The following is a 15,445-nucleotide window of genomic DNA, read 5'->3' on the forward strand; positions in this document are numbered from 1 at the left end:
CAGCACATGCTGACCGAATCCCTGCTGCGGCAGCTGGACAGCCTGTACCACGAAGGCGTGGCGCACGACGCCGGCACCGGCGTGCGCCGCGAACGCCGGCTGAACATCACGCCGGACACCGGGCGCTTCCTGTACCAGCTGGTCCGCTTCGGCAATGCGCGCCGAATTCTCGAAGTCGGTACCTCGAACGGCTATTCGACGCTGTGGCTGGCCGCAGCGGCTGACGATATCGACGGCCGCGTGATCAGCCTCGACATCGAGGCCGACAAGCAGACCGCGGCCAGCGCCCAGCTGGCCGCCGCCGGGCTTGACCACTGCGTCACCCTGTTCCGCGTCGACGCTTCGGCGTGGATCGCCGCCGCACCGGACGACGCCTTTGACCTCCTGTTCCTCGACGCCGACCGCAGCCGCTATGCCGGTGACTGGCCGCACTTGCAGCGCCTGCTGCGCCGCGGCGGTCTGATTGTGGTCGACAACGCCATTTCCCACGCCGCCGAATGTGCCGGCTTTCTCGACCTGGTCGCCGCCACGCCCGGCTACGTGGTCGAAACGCTGGCGCTCGGCAAGGGTGAATGCCTGATATTGAAAGCCTGATGTGTCAGACGAATTGCTCAAGCAACACCGCCATGCGATCGACGATATCGACGCACAAGTCCTCGAACTGCTGAACCAGCGCGCCGGCCACGCCCGCGCCATCGGCGAGATCAAGGGGGGCGGCATCATCTACCGGCCCGAGCGCGAAGCCGAAGTGCTGCGCCGGGTCAAGGAACGCAATCCGGGCCCGCTGCCCGGCGAGTCGGTGGCACGCCTGTTCCGCGAGATCATGAGCGAATGCCTTGCGCTGGAAAAACCGCTGTCGATCGCCTTTCTCGGCCCGGAAGGTACCTTCACCCAGGCGGCGGCGGTCAAGCATTTCGGTCATGCTGCCCACACCATTGCCTGCGCATCGATCGACGAGGCGTTTCGCGCCGTCGAATCGCGGACCTGTGACTACGTGGTCGCGCCGGTCGAGAACTCGACCGAAGGCGCCGTCGGCCGCACGCTGGACCTGATGGTCAGCAGCCCGCTGAAAGTCTGCGGCGAGGTCATTCTGCGCATCCATCACCACCTGCTGCGCCAGCGCGCCGACGCCCCGCCGCCGCGCAAGGTGTATTCGCACGCCCAGTCGCTGGCGCAGTGCCATGAATGGCTGAACCGTCACCTGCCCGATGTCGAGCGCGTGTCGGTGGCCAGCAATGCCGAAGCCGCCCGGCTCGCGTCCGAGGACGACACCGTTGCCGCCATTGCCGGCGAGGCCGCCGCCGAACGCTTCCAGCTGGTCCGCATCGCCGGCAGCATCGAGGACGAGCCGAACAATACCACCCGCTTCCTGGTGCTCGGCCATCAGGAATGCGTGCCGACCGGGCATGACAAGACCAGCATCGTCTGCTCGGCACAGAACCGCCCGGGCGCAGTGCACAGCCTGCTGGCGCCGATTGCCCAGGCCGGTGTCAGCATGACCAAATTCGAGTCGCGGCCGTCGCGCACCGGTCTGTGGGAATACGTGTTCTTCATCGACATGGAAGGCCACCCGGACGACAGCCACGTCACCGCCGCCCTGAACGAGCTGAGACGCTGCGCGGCCTTCGTCAAGGTGCTTGGCGCCTATCCCACTGCGGTACTGTAACGATTCGACCGGGCGGGGCCGTCCCGCCACGACAACCTTGCTGGATGGATGATGAAAAGCATTTGCGTATTTTGTGGTTCGAACTTCGGCGACAAGCCGGACTATGAACTGGGCGCCATCGCGCTGGGCCAGTTGCTGGCCCGCCGCGGGATCACGCTGGTGTACGGCGGCGGCAAGGTTGGCCTGATGGGCACCGTCGCCGACGCCACCCTGGCTGCCGGCGGCAAGGTCATCGGCGTGATTCCCGAATTCCTGCGTCTGAAGGAACTCGACCACCCGGGGCTCAGCGAGCTGCATGTGGTCGCGTCGATGCACGAACGCAAGGCGATGATGGCCGAGCTGTCCGACGGTTTTATCGCCATGCCGGGCGGCTACGGCACCTATGAGGAACTGCTGGAAGTGCTGTCGTGGTCGCAGCTCGGCATGCATCACAAGCCGGTTGGTCTGCTCGATGTAGCCGGCTTCTACACCCCGTTCCTGACCATGATGCGGCATACCGTCGAACAGGGTTTCGCCCGCGAGCAGAACCTCGACCTGATGGTGTCCGCCGCGACGCCGGACGCGCTGCTGGAACGCATGGCCGGCTGGGCGCCGGTGGCGGTCAGCAAGTGGCTGGACAAGCGGGCGATCTGACTGCGTGCATTTTTGGGCACAATGGCATGAGTGGCGCCGGTCGCTGCCCGGCGGGTTGATACACTGAAGGGTACGGCAGTCAGCCTGATCGGCTCTGCCAGTTTCCGCCTTTCAAATTCAGGAGCTTGTATGTCGAATCCGCTTCCCGTTGCTGTGGTCCTGTCCGGCTGCGGCGTCAATGACGGCACCGAGATTACCGAGGCGGTCGCGCTGATCATCGCGCTGTCCGAAGCCGGTCTTCCGTATGCATTCCATGCACCGGATCGCGAACAGGCGGTGACCGACCACCTCAGCGGCGACACCGCCGCGGGCACGCGCAGCATCCTGGCCGAGTCGGCCCGCATTGCCCGGGGCGACATCGCGCCGCTGGATGCGCTGCAGATCGACAAGGTCTCCGCCCTGGCTTTCCCCGGCGGTTTCGGCGCGGCCAGAAACCTGACCACTTTCGCCACTGATGGCGAGCAGGCGCAGCTCTATCCCGACGTCGCCCGGGTGATGCGCGACGCGCTGGCGGCCGGTACACCGGTGCTGGCAATGTGCGCCGCGCCGCTGGTGCTCGGCCTGGCTGCCCGCGATGCCGGCCTGCGCGATGTCGACCTCACCGTCGGCGCCACGGCAGGCAATCCGCTGGCGGCGGCGCTGGCCGCCTGGGGGCAGCATCCTGTCGACCGGCCGGTCGATGGCGTCTGCGTCGACTGCGCGCGCCGCCTGATCAGCGTGCCGGCCTATATGTGCGCCGGAGCCAATCCGGCCAGCATTTATGCCGCAGCCCGCGCCGCGGTGTCTGCACTGACGGCACTGGCCCGCTAGCCGCGCCCTCGCGGCCCCCGGCACGACGGCCTCCTGCTCCTGCACGAGGCCGCGTTTTCGCCCGGCCGTGCCACCCCGATTTTTCTTGTTGCATCTGGAGAAGCGCCATGAACAGACCCAGAGTCAGTGTGTTTCTGGGCGTCAGCCTTGATGGTTATATCGCTGGAGAATCCGACGACCTGTCATGGCTGTCCATCGTCCAGACCGATCCGCCGGAGGACACCGGTTACGAGGCGCTGATGCGCGAGGTCGATGTGCTGGTCCTGGGCCGGAACACGTACGAGAAAGTCCTGACCTTTGGCGACTGGCCGTACCACGGCAAGCGGGTCATCGTGCTGACCCACCATGCACTGTATCCGCGCCATGGCGAAGAAGCCCATGGCGGCGATCTGTGCGCGCTGCTCGCCGAACTCGGAGCAGCGGGCCATGCCCATGTGTATCTGGATGGCGGCATGGCCGTGCGCGACGGGCTGGCCGCCGGTGTGGTCGATACGCTGACCCTCAGCTGGGTGCCGGTCATCCTCGGTCAGGGAACCGCCCTGTTCGGCGTCGGGATGCCGACAAGCAAATGGCGGCTGGTCTCGTCCCGCGCCTTTCCCAGCGGCCTGGTCCAGGCGCGCTATCAACCAGTCTGAAGCACGGGTTTTGCGCATTTTTCATGCCAAAAGGATTGACAAAAGACGGCAAAATGCCCGATATGAATTCCTTGCCGGTTAATATTGCGATGCAAGGCGGACACCGCTACGCCTGCATCCACACACAATAACAACATCATTCAATACAACCCCTACAAGGAAAATCAGTCATGGCGTACGTAGCCGAAACCATTGCCGCATTGCAGCACAGCAGTCCGGCGCAACGGGAGTTCTATCAGGCTTGCGAGGAAGTGCTGCTGTCGCTGCAACCTCTACTGGATACCGATCCGAAATACCGCCGCCACAATATCGTGTCGCGCATCGTCGAGCCGGAACGGCAGATCATGTTCCGCGTCGCCTGGGTCGACGACCGTGGCGAAGTGCAGGTCAACAAGGGCTACCGGATCGAGTTCAACTCGGCCATCGGCCCGTACAAGGGCGGCTTGCGCTTCCACCCGAGCGTGAATGCCGGCGTGATCAAGTTCCTCGGCTTCGAGCAGATCTTCAAGAACTCGCTGACCGGGCTGGCCATCGGTGGCGGCAAGGGCGGGGCCAACTTCGATCCGAAGGGCAAGTCCGACAATGAGATCATGCGCTTCTGCCAGGCGTTCATGAGCGAGCTGTACCGCCATATCGGCCCGACCATCGACGTGCCGGCCGGCGACATCGGCGTTGGCGCGCGCGAAATCGGCTACCTGTTCGGCCAGTACAAGCGCCTGACCGGCCGCTACGAAGGCGTGCTGACCGGCAAGGGACTGAACTGGGGCGGGTCGCTGGCGCGCAAGGAAGCCACCGGCTATGGCACGGTGTACTTCGCCGGTCAGATGCTGGCCGATGCCGGGCAGACGCTGGAAGGCAAAACCTGCGTCGTCTCCGGCGCCGGCAATGTGGCCATCTACACCATCGAGAAACTGCAGGCCTGTGGTGCCCGACCGGTCACTGCCAGTGATTCGACCGGCTTCATCCACGACCCGGCCGGTATCGATCTCGCCCTGCTGAAACAGGTCAAGGAAGTCGAACACGCATCGCTGGCCCGCTATGCCGAGCAGCGCGGCGGAGTGCGCTTCGTGCCGGTGAGCGACTATGCGCCGGGCCGCAATGCGGTCTGGTCGGTACCGTGTGACGCCGCTTTCCCGTGCGCGACGCAGAACGAACTGAACGGTGACGATGCGACGCAACTGCTGAACAACGGCTGCAAGCTGGTCGCCGAAGGCGCCAATATGCCGTCCACCCAGGAAGCCGTCAGCCGCTTTCTCGACGCCGGCATCCTGTACGGCCCGGGCAAGGCTGCCAATGCCGGCGGCGTGGCCACCAGCCAGCTGGAAATGAGCCAGAACGCGTCGATGCAGCAGTGGAGCTTCGAGCAGGTCGACGCCCGGCTGCACGAGATCATGACCGGCATCTACCGCCAGGCCAGCGAGACCGCCCGCGAGTTTGGCGAACCGCACAACCTGGTGCTCGGTGCCAACATCGCCGGCTTCCGCAAGGTGGCCGACGCGATGATCGAGCAGGGCGTGGTGTAAGGGGCAGGGGAGGAAAGCAGGCGGCTTTGCCGCCGCCTGCTTTTGCTACTATGGGAATGAACGGAAAATTAATTGTTCTACTACTTGTTTAGTTTGCCGCCTGGGCGCGTTGGTAAAAGAATTATTGATGACAGCCATTTCGGCTTGTATCGGCAACACTGATAGAAATCCCCCTCGTTCAAAAACAAATTTTGTAGAGCATTGCCTTTTTTCCAATATTAAATAGCCATTCTCAATGGCTTATATGTACCTGGTTAAAAAATATGGAGAGTTTAAAATAATTGGCGGCGGGTTTTTTAGAGAAAGTTTATCAAATTTTGCACCGCGATTTAATTCAAATTCTATCTCTTGAAAGCGATCAAGCTCGTTTTCTCTATTGCGGAGTAATACATATGCAAAGACCCCCACCCCAATTTCTTCCTGTACTTTCAATAAAAATTCGCAACCAGCCTCAGTTAGAACGCTATAGCTTTCCCCTCTATTTGTTATCCCTGTTGCCCCTTCATGAAGTCTGAAATATCCGTAATAATTGTTTATTTTTGGTAATCCTGAAAAACCTCCATATGTTCTACTGGATTTCAATATCATAGAAGGCGTTTTAGACAGGATAAAATATCCGTAAGACATCTTCCATCCATTAATTTGCTATTCATTCGATGGAGTGCCTACCAATTACTGGCAGGCACTTGTTTGACAATTGTTATTAATTATTAGCGTGTTCTTCCGTACCACACATGTGCTCCATTCCGTGAAGATGTATGGTGGTGAGTATAAAAATTTACAGTAGCGGTTAATCATCTCAAAGGTCAAACTGGCAGCAAGAACTGTTGCAAAACTGGCCTCAGCTATATGATGTAACTGCTTGGTGCCAACATCGCCGGCTTCCGCAAGGTGGCCGACGCGATGATCGAGCAGGGCGTGGTGTAAGGTTGCGGGTCAACCGGATTCGGGCGCAGGATCCGGGATGACAGACCACACGGCAGGGCCATACCCTGCCGTGTTTTTCGTGGAGCATGCATGCCGACCGACCGCACTACCACTTTCCGCTGCCACCTCGATCTGCCGGCCGGTTTTCGCCGCGGCGACCTGCTGGCCTTTCATCGTCGTGATCCGCAACAGCAGGCCGAACAGGTCGATGACACCTCGCTGCGCAAGGGATTGATGTGGGACGGGTTGCCGGCCTGTCTGACGCTGCAGATTGCCGCACACGCTGCGGAAGCGACGCTGGAGATCGACGGCGAGCCCGCCACGGACGGAACGGCCGCGCTGACGGCGATGGTGCGGCGCATGCTCGGTCTGACCCAGCCGGTCGAGCAGTTTGAACAGTGCTACCGCGACCACCCGCAGCTCGGTGCGCTGATCCGGCATCATCCGGGGTTGCGGGTTCCGCTCAGCGCCACGCCGTTCGAGGCGCTGGCCTGGGCGATCACCGGCCAGCAGATCAGTGTCGGGGCGGCGATCTCGGTCCGTCGCCGCTTTATCCAGACCGCCGGTATCGCGCACCGCAGCGGCCTGTTCTGCCACCCGGACCCGCACCGGGTCGCCGCCCTCGATGAAGACCGGCTGCGCCAGGCCGGGCTGTCGCGTGGCAAGGCGCAGACCCTGCTGGCGCTGAGCCAGTGCGTGATCGACGGACAGCTGCCGCTGGATGACTGGCTCGGAGCGCCACCGGTCGATGACATCCGTGCCCGGCTGCTGCAGGTGCGCGGCATCGGCCCGTGGACGGTCAGCTATGGGCTGCTGCGCGGATACGGCTGGCTGGATGGTTCGCTGCATGGTGATGTCGCCGTCCGGCGCAATCTGCAGCGGCTGCTCGGGCGCGACGACAAGCCGGACGCCGCCGAGACCGAACGCTGGCTGGCCGGCTTTTCGCCATGGCGGGCGCTGGTCGCCGCCCACTTGTGGGCCATGCAGGCGGCAGACGGCTATTGACGGCCGGTTGCGGGCAACGAGTCATGGACAGCGCAAATGAAATTGATAATAATTATCGTTTCATTAATTTACCTGAACGCAGTCCATGTCCCTGCCGCGACGATTCCGTCTGTCCCCCTTGCTGCTCGCCACCGTTTCCCCCTTGTTGCTGACCGCCGCCGCCCGTGCCCAGACCGGGGACGCCGACGCGCCATCCACCGCCACCCTGCCGACAGTCACCATCGACGCCAGTGCCGATGCTTCGGCTGGCGGGCTCAGCAAACCGTATGCCGGCGGGCAGGTCGCCCGGGGCGGTCGGGTCGGTTTTCTCGGCACCCGGGACGATCTCGAGACCCCGTTCAGCATGACCAGCTATACCAGCAAGCTGATCCAGGATCGCCAGGCGCGCAGTGTCGGCGACGTGCTGCTCAATGACCCGGGGGTGAGGGTCGCGCGCGGCTTCGGCAATTTCCAGGAGTCGTATTTCATTCGCGGCTTCGTTCTCGGTTCGGACGATGTCGCCTACAACGGCCTGTACGGACTGCTGCCGCGCCAGTATGTGTCGGCCGAGCTGTTCGAGCGGGTCGAAGTGCTGCGCGGCGCCAACGCCTTTCTGAACGGCGCCACGCCGGGCAACGGCGGCATCGGCGGCGCTATCAACCTGCTGCCGAAACGCGCGCCGGCCGATGACCTGAACCGGGTCACACTGGGCGCATCCAGTGGCGGGTTGGGCCATGGGGCGATCGACCTCTCGCGCCGCTTCGGTCCCGACGGCCGGGCCGGCGTGCGCCTGAACGCCGTGCGGCGCGAAGGCGGTACCGGTGTCGACAACGAGAACGTCGACCTGGGCATGGTGTCGGTCGGTCTTGACTGGCGGGATACCGATCTGCGCCTGTCGGCCGATATCGGTCACCAGGAATACGCGCTGACCGGTGGCCGGCCGAACGTCACGCTGGCGGCCAGCGCCACCCGGGTGCCGGATGCGCCGGACAGCCGCCGCAACTATGCCCAGCCATGGAGCTATTCGCGGGAGCGCGACACCTTTGGCACCGTGCGCGGCGAGTACGATCTCGCCCCGAAGCTGACCGCCTGGGCCGCGTTCGGCCTGCGCGAAACCCACGAGGCCAACTCGCTGGCCAATCTGACCGTGAGCAATGCCAATACGGGCGCGGCGACGACCTATCGTGCCGACAATCGTCGCGACGACTCGGTGAAGAGCGGGGAGGCCGGGCTGCGCGGTTCGCTGCAGACCGGCAGTATCGGACACGAACTGGTTGCGGCCGCCTCGATGTATTCGCTGCAGGCGAAAAATGCCTATGCGTGGAGCAATTTTGCCTCCCCGCTGGCCACCAGTCTGTACCACCCGGTGGTGCTCGACGAACCGGCGGCGACCTATCTGGTCGGCGGCCGGCTCGACTCGCCGCTGACCACGCGCCGCGACCGGCTGACCAGCATCGCCGTATCCGACACGCTGTCGATGTTCGACGACAGCGTGCGGCTGACGCTCGGCGCACGCAAGCAGAGCATCGATACCCGTACCTACAGCTACAACACCGGGGCGCAGCAGACCCACTATGACAAGAGCCGGGTGACGCCGGCCGCCGGGCTGGTGATCAGGCTGCGCCCGGCGCTGTCGCTGTATGCGAACTATATCGAGGCGCTGGTGCAGGGCGACACGGCCGGCAGCAATGCGGTCAATGCTGGCGAGACCTTTGCCCCCTATGTGTCGCGGCAGAAGGAAATCGGCGTCAAATACGACGCGGGCAGGATTGGCGGCACGCTGGCGCTGTTTGCCACCAGCAAGCCGTCCGGCTATCTGGACCCGGTGACCCGCTACTATGGCGTCGAGGGCAAGGACCGTCATCGCGGCATCGAACTGACGGTGCATGGCGAGGCGATGCCGGGCCTGCGCCTGCTCGGCGGCCTGACCGTGCTCGATGCGGAGCAGCAGCAGACGGCAGGCGGCAGCAATGACGGCAACAAGGTCATTGGCGTGCCCGGCATCCAGGGCAGTGTCGGCGCCGAGTGGGATGTGCCATGGCTGGCCGGGCTGGCGCTGGATGCGCGCCTGATCGCCACCGGCCACAGCTATGCCAATGCCGCCAACACGCTGCGGGCGCCGGGCTGGTCGCGGCTGGACATCGGCGCGCGCTACCTGACCGAGATCGGCGGCAAGCTGGTGACCTGGCGGGCCCGGGTCGACAATGTGGCCAACCGCGATTACTGGAGCTCGGTCGGTGGCTATCCGGGTAATGGCTATCTGGTTCAGGGTGCGCCGCGCACCTTCAGCGCCACGGCCACGGTCGATTTCTGAGCGCAGGCAATGGACAGCAGCGGGCACTGACGACAGTGCCCGCTTTCTCATATCCATATTCCAAGACAGACTAAATGTTTCAATCCATATATTGTTATGGCTAAATGGATTAGCGCGCGAACGCCAGCGCCGGTACATTGCGAACTATCGTTTCGCGATTACAGAACAGGCGCAACATGCATCTCTCCGAGCACCGGCTCACGCATCTGAAGCAACTTGAAGCGGAAGCCATCCATATCATCCGGGAAGTGGCTGCGGAATTCGACAATCCGGTCATGCTGTATTCGATCGGCAAGGACTCGGCCGTGATGCTGCATCTGGCGGCCAAGGCCTTCTATCCCGGCAAGCTGCCGTTCCCGTTGCTGCATGTCGACACAACGTGGAAATTCCACGACATGATCACCTTCCGCGACAAGATGGCGGAACGCTACGGCTTCAAGCTGCTGGTACACACCAATGCCGAAGGGCTGGCGCAGGGCGTCACGCCGTTCACGCATGGCAGCGCGCGCTATACCGACGTGATGAAAACCGATGCCCTGAAGCAGGCGCTGAGCCAGTACGGCTTCGACGCAGCCTTTGGTGGCGCCCGTCGCGATGAAGAAAAATCGCGTGCCAAGGAGCGGGTGTATTCGTTCCGTGACAAGAACCACCGCTGGGACCCGAAGAACCAGCGGCCGGAACTGTGGAACCTCTACAACAGCCGCCACAATCCGGGCGAATCGATCCGCGTGTTCCCGCTGTCAAACTGGACCGAGCTCGACATCTGGCAATACATCTACCTGGAAAACATCGACATCGTTCCGCTGTACTACGCAGCAAAACGACCGGTGGTCGAGCGCGACGGCATGCTGATCATGGTCGACGACGACCGCCTGCCGCTGAATCCGGGTGAAACCCCCGAGTGGCGTTCGGTGCGCTTCCGTACCCTTGGCTGTTACCCGCTGACCGGTGCGGTCGAATCCACCGCCGCGACGCTGCCGGAGATCATCCAGGAAATGCTGCTGACGCGGACCAGCGAACGCCAGGGCCGGGCCATCGACCACGACCAGTCCGGCTCGATGGAAAAGAAAAAAATCGAAGGGTATTTCTGAATGGCGCACCAATCCGAACTCATCGCCCACGATATCGGCGGCTACCTGAAGCAGCACGAGAACAAGGACCTGTTGCGCTTCATTACCTGCGGCAACGTCGATGACGGCAAATCCACGCTGATCGGTCGGCTGCTGCACGATTCCAAACTGATTTTCGAGGACCATCTGGCGGCCATTGCCCGCGACTCGAAAAAGTACAACACCACCGACGGTGAAATCGACCTGGCGCTGCTGGTCGACGGGCTGCAGGCCGAGCGCGAGCAGGGCATCACCATCGATGTCGCCTACCGCTACTTCAGCACCGACAAGCGCAAGTTCATCATCGCCGACTGCCCGGGACACGAACAGTACACCCGCAATATGGCCACTGGCGCCTCGACCAGCGATCTGGCCATCATCCTTATCGATGCCCGCTACGGCGTGCAGACCCAGACCCGCCGGCACAGCTTTATCGTCAGCCTGCTTGGCTTGCGCCATGTGATCGTCGCGGTGAACAAGATGGACCTGCTCGATTTCGACCAGCAGGTGTTCAACGACATTCGCGATGACTACCTCGCCTTTGCCGGCCAGCTCGACATTCCCGACATCCGCTTCGTGCCGATCTCGGCGCTGCGTGGCGACAATGTCGTCACTGCCAGCGAACACACGCCGTGGTACGACGGTCCGACCCTGATGTCGCTGCTCGACAGCGTCGATGTCGGCGACCGTGCCGCGCAGAGCGCCTTCCGGCTGCCGGTGCAGTACGTGAACCGGCCGAACCTGGATTTCCGTGGCTTCTGCGGCACGATCGCCTCGGGTGAAATCCGCCCCGGCGACGCGATCACCGCGCTGCCGTCCGGACACCGGAGCCGGGTCGCACGCATCGTGACCGCGGACGGTGATCTCGATGTTGCCTTCGCCGGTCAGGCGATCACGCTGACGCTGGCGGACGAGATCGACATCTCGCGCGGCGACATGATCGTTCACGACGGTGAAGCGCTGCCGCAGGTTGCGGCCGCCTTCGACGCGTCGCTGGTCTGGATGGATGCCACGCCGCTGAGCCCGGGCAAGGGTTATGTGTTCAAACTGGGCGGCAAGCAGGTGGCTGGCCGGGTGGCGGCGATCCACAAGCGGATCGATGTCAACACCATGCAGCCGCATCCGGCCGATCTGCTGCAGCTGAACGAGATCGCCCGCGTGCGCATCGAGCTGGACGCACCGGTTGCGTTCGACCTGTATGCAGAGTGCCGCGCCACTGGCAGCCTGATCGTCATCGACCGCCTCAGCAATACCACGGTCGCAGCCGGCATGATCCGTGCTGCGGTGAGGGCAGGCGGGGACGGTCAGCCGCGCACGCCGGAGCAGGAGCTCGCACACTACCGGGCTTTCGAGCAGGAGCTCAATGCGCTGGTCCGGCGTTACTTCCCGCACTGGGAGGCAAAGGACATCGCCAGCCTGCTGTCCGGGAAGTAATCCCCCGACTCCTCCCACGCACAAGCCGGCCGTCTGGCCGGTTTGTGCGTGGGGCAGACTGCGCGCGGCCTTGCCTGCTGCTGCTTTCCGTCAAATTAGCTGACCGGTCCGGCCACTTTGGTCCTACACTTTGACGCTAATATTTCATTGATTCGCCGACACCATGGCTCATCTGTTCACTCCGTTTTCGCTGCGTGACGTCACGTTTGCCAACCGCATCGGCGTCTCGCCGATGTGTCAGTACTCAGCCTGTGACGGGCTGGCCAACGACTGGCACCTGGTTCATCTGGGTGGACTGGCACGGGGCGGGGCCGGGCTGGTGATGAGCGAGGCGGTCGCGGTGTCACCCGGCGGACGCATCAGCCCGCAGGATCTCGGCCTGTGGAACGCCGGGCAGATTGCGCCCCTGGCGCGCATTGTCGACTTTATCGCCGGGCAGGGCAGCGTGGCCGGTATCCAGCTGGCCCACGCCGGCCGCAAGGCCAGCACCCACCGGCCCTGGGATGCGCGGCGCGGCACGATCGGCATCGAAGACGGAGGCTGGCCCACGGTGGCGCCGGCCGCTGTCGCCTTCAGCGACCATGCCACCCCGAAGGCCCTGAGCACCGGTGAGATCGGGGCCATCGTCGCCGACTTCGCCGCGGCGGCCATCCGCGCCCGCCAGGCCGGCTTCCGGGTGGTCGAAATCCATGCCGCCCATGGTTATCTGCTGCACCAGTTCCTGTCCCCGCTGAGCAATCGCCGCAGCGACGACTACGGTGGTGGCTTCGGCAATCGCACCCGGCTGACGCGGGAGGTGGTCCGTGCGGTGCGCGATGTCTGGCCGGCCTCGCTGCCGCTGTTCGTCCGCCTGTCAGCCACCGACTGGGCCGAAGGCGGCTGGACACCGGATGAATCGGTCGAACTGTCCCGGCTGCTGAAAGCCGATGGCGCCGACCTGATCGACATGTCGTCCGGCGGACTGGTGCCCCATGCCGCCATCCCGGTCGGCCCGGGCTACCAGACCGCGTTTGCCGCCGATGCCCGCCATCGCGCCGGCGTACCGGTGGCGACGGTCGGCATGATTACCTCGCCGGCACAGGCTGACCATATCGTGCGCAGCGGACAGGCCGACATGGTATGGCTGGCACGCAAACTGCTGCGCCAGCCGCACTGGCCGCTGCATGCTGCCGAGGTGCTGGGGCAGGAAGTCCCGTGGCCACCGCAATATGTGCGTGCCGCCGCAGCCGGCACCCCGATCCGCGACTGACCCCGGGCCCGCTTCCCATGACTTTCGACGACTCGACGCCATTGCGCCGGCTGCCCGACTTTGTCTCTTTCTGGCTGGCCAGACTGCTGACCACCAGCGCTTTTCAGGTGCTGTCGGTCGCGATCGGCTGGCAAGTGTATTCGCTGACCCACAATGTCTTCGATCTCGGCCTGGTCGGACTGATCCAGTTCCTGCCACGTATCGCGCTGGTGCTGGTGATCGGCCATGTCGCCGACCGCTACGACCGCCGCCGCGTGGTCGGTATCGCCCAGCTGCTGCAGGCACTGAGCGCGCTGTCGCTGGCCCATGGCGTCTTCAGCGGCGGGCTGACCCGGGAGTGGGTGTTCCTGGCCGCATTCATCATGGGGGCGGCGCGGGCGTTCGAGCAACCGACCTCGCAGGCGCTGCTGCCGATGCTGCTGCCGACGGCCGTGCTGCCACGGGCCATCGCTGCCAACGCGTCGGCCAACGAACTGGCCACCATCGTCGCCCCGGCGCTCGGCGGCTTCCTGTATGCGATCGGTCCCGGCGAAGTCTATCTGCTCGGCGGCGGCTGCTATCTGCTGGCCTGCGTGCTGAACCAGCTGCTGCGTCCGCGACCGACCACCGCCGCGCCGGCCCAGGCCGCCAGCCTCGACACTTTTCTGGCCGGCATCCGCTTTATCCGCAGTCGGCCGGACATCCTCGGTGCCATTTCGCTGGACATGTTCGCCGTGCTGCTGGGCGGTGCCACCGCACTACTGCCGGTGTTCGCCCGCGACATCCTGCATGCCGGCCCGATGGGGCTCGGCCTGCTGCGTTCGGCACCGGGCATCGGCGCACTGCTGATGTCGTTGTGGCTGGCGCGCTATCCGCCACGACACCGGGTCGGCAGGGTCATGTTCATGGCTGTCGCGGTATTCGGTCTGTCCACCATCGTGTTCGGCCTGTCGTCGAGTTTCCCGCTGTCGCTGGCGGCACTGGTAGTCCTTGGTGCTTCCGACATGATCAGCGTGGTCATCCGCAGCGCGTTTATCCAGCTGGAAACACCGGACGAGATGCGCGGCCGGGTCAGCGCGGTCAACATGCTGTTTATCGGCGCGTCGAATCAACTGGGGGAATTCGAGTCCGGCGCGACGGCGGCACTGGTCGGCACCGTGCCGTCGGTGGTGATCGGCGGCGCCGGCACGGTGCTGGTGGTGGTGCTGTGGATGCGGCTGTTCCCGTCGCTGGCGAAACGCGAGCAGTTGGTGACGCAAGCACATTGAGTGCTCAGCATGCCGCTTAGCAAAAAATTTCTTTTGCATCCCGTCGGCGGACAATATCGTCGCTTGCCGTAATGGAATTTGGCTTGCGCTGGGTATGGTGACTGCCAGTTGATTCCAGAAATCCGCGAATTTGCCCAAATCCGCGATATCCGGCTGTCGTTACTCTCCTGTAACCCCGTGCCTGCATTTCATAAAATAAAGATTCTGCAGCAGAAGGGCGTGTGCGCATAAACGGACTTTTCCCTTCAATAAAAACAGGCTCAAGAAGTTCGTCGCCGGACTGGCACGGCAGTAATGTGATTTGCAATGCCTGGTCAGGCAGACCGGAAAAATCAAGGCGTTCGGCCAATTCATGCATGGATAAAGTCACCGACTTCAATCCCCCACTGCTGATTTCTGCTGACCCGGCACTGCCGTGGCCAATGATTTTTAACTTGTCTCCAATTGAAATTTCACTGAATATCTCGTCATCCTGCTGATTCATCAAGGTCATGCTGTTTATGGCAAGATAGTTCCCTATGCTCATTATGGTGGATTTGATTTCTGTTTCCTTTACGCCGGCATTCAAAAGTGATTTTCTTGACAAATCTGACGTATTGTATTTTTCAAATAAACTTTTCCCCATTGCTGCGGCGAAATCAGAGCGCCTCTTCTTTAGTTCTTCATAAAAATCCAGCTGTTCATTCCTTGAAGAAAATACAACAATGTCAGGTTTTTTGTTTACGGCATACTTCTGTGTATACAGTGCAATAGCGATGTCTACGGTATCGCGACTGAGAAAAGGAACGTATATATATCCGGAGCCCCTCAACCCACTCCGGTCACGCAACGTCAGCGGATTATTGCTGACCATGCGGAACAGATTCAGGCCATCAATGGTGCCCCCCGGATCGGGATTGATCCAGCGCCCGAGC

At 62.9% G+C, this 15,445-nt stretch carries 14 protein-coding genes; 12 read left to right on the top strand and 2 right to left on the bottom strand.

Going from position 1 to position 15,445, the window contains the following annotated elements:
- The first annotated feature begins 6 nt into the window (after positions 1-6).
- From DFO50_RS17265 to gdhA, 6 genes are all read left to right on the top strand, one after another.
- A complete protein-coding gene (locus DFO50_RS17265; protein ID WP_107889887.1) occupies positions 7-594 on the top strand; it encodes an O-methyltransferase in 588 nt (195 codons plus the stop codon).
- Position 595: 1 nt separating this feature from the next.
- Positions 596-1,666, top strand: coding sequence for a prephenate dehydratase (pheA, locus tag DFO50_RS17270; RefSeq protein WP_028500152.1), 1,071 nt, complete (start codon positions 596-598; stop codon positions 1,664-1,666).
- Between the two features lie 51 nt (positions 1,667-1,717).
- The gene (locus DFO50_RS17275; protein WP_028500153.1) at positions 1,718-2,299 is read left to right on the top strand and encodes a TIGR00730 family Rossman fold protein; all 582 of its coding nucleotides are present in this window, start codon (positions 1,718-1,720) and stop codon (positions 2,297-2,299) included.
- A gap of 129 nt (positions 2,300-2,428) precedes the next feature.
- Positions 2,429-3,109, top strand: a complete 681-nt coding sequence (gene elbB / locus DFO50_RS17280) for an isoprenoid biosynthesis glyoxalase ElbB (protein ID WP_107889888.1) — start codon at positions 2,429-2,431, stop codon at positions 3,107-3,109.
- A gap of 107 nt (positions 3,110-3,216) precedes the next feature.
- Positions 3,217-3,744, top strand: coding sequence for a dihydrofolate reductase family protein (locus tag DFO50_RS17285; protein WP_028500155.1), 528 nt, complete (start codon positions 3,217-3,219; stop codon positions 3,742-3,744).
- Positions 3,745-3,914: 170 nt separating this feature from the next.
- Complete coding sequence (gene gdhA / locus DFO50_RS17290) at positions 3,915-5,267, top strand: NADP-specific glutamate dehydrogenase (protein WP_107889889.1); 1,353 nt, start codon at positions 3,915-3,917, stop codon at positions 5,265-5,267.
- Between the two features lie 240 nt (positions 5,268-5,507).
- On the opposite strand, the gene DFO50_RS18990 is transcribed toward gdhA, so the two are convergent.
- Entirely contained in the window at positions 5,508-5,894 is a 387-nt protein-coding gene (locus DFO50_RS18990; RefSeq protein ID WP_146745131.1) for a hypothetical protein, read from the bottom strand.
- Between the two features lie 390 nt (positions 5,895-6,284).
- Here DFO50_RS18990 and DFO50_RS17295 point away from each other — a divergent pair, with 390 nt between their 5' ends.
- The 6 genes from DFO50_RS17295 (at position 6,285) to DFO50_RS17320 (ending at position 14,531) form a co-directional block, all read left to right on the top strand.
- Positions 6,285-7,199 carry a DNA-3-methyladenine glycosylase gene (locus tag DFO50_RS17295; RefSeq protein ID WP_028500157.1) on the top strand — a complete coding sequence of 305 codons (915 nt, stop codon included), beginning with the start codon at positions 6,285-6,287 and terminating at the stop codon, positions 7,197-7,199.
- A gap of 85 nt (positions 7,200-7,284) precedes the next feature.
- Positions 7,285-9,492, top strand: coding sequence for a TonB-dependent siderophore receptor (locus tag DFO50_RS17300; protein WP_107889890.1), 2,208 nt, complete (start codon positions 7,285-7,287; stop codon positions 9,490-9,492).
- A 146-nt stretch (positions 9,493-9,638) separates the two neighbouring features.
- A complete protein-coding gene (cysD, locus tag DFO50_RS17305) occupies positions 9,639-10,583 on the top strand; it encodes a sulfate adenylyltransferase subunit CysD (protein ID WP_255420251.1) in 945 nt (314 codons plus the stop codon).
- Positions 10,584-12,035, top strand: a complete 1,452-nt coding sequence (gene cysN, locus DFO50_RS17310) for a sulfate adenylyltransferase subunit CysN (protein WP_028500160.1) — start codon at positions 10,584-10,586, stop codon at positions 12,033-12,035.
- A gap of 163 nt (positions 12,036-12,198) precedes the next feature.
- A complete protein-coding gene (locus tag DFO50_RS17315; protein WP_112692926.1) occupies positions 12,199-13,284 on the top strand; it encodes an NADH:flavin oxidoreductase/NADH oxidase in 1,086 nt (361 codons plus the stop codon).
- Between the two features lie 17 nt (positions 13,285-13,301).
- Positions 13,302-14,531: an MFS transporter gene (locus tag DFO50_RS17320; RefSeq protein ID WP_112692927.1), complete on the top strand. Its 1,230-nt coding sequence runs from the start codon at positions 13,302-13,304 to the stop codon at positions 14,529-14,531.
- A 16-nt stretch (positions 14,532-14,547) separates the two neighbouring features.
- Here DFO50_RS17320 and DFO50_RS17325 read toward each other — a convergent pair.
- On the bottom strand, positions 14,548-15,445 hold an 898-nt coding region (locus DFO50_RS17325), incomplete at its 5' end, for an RHS repeat-associated core domain-containing protein (protein WP_146745132.1).

This window comes from Microvirgula sp. AG722 (genome assembly GCF_003269145.1).
GTDB lineage: Bacteria > Pseudomonadota > Gammaproteobacteria > Burkholderiales > Aquaspirillaceae > Microvirgula > Microvirgula aerodenitrificans.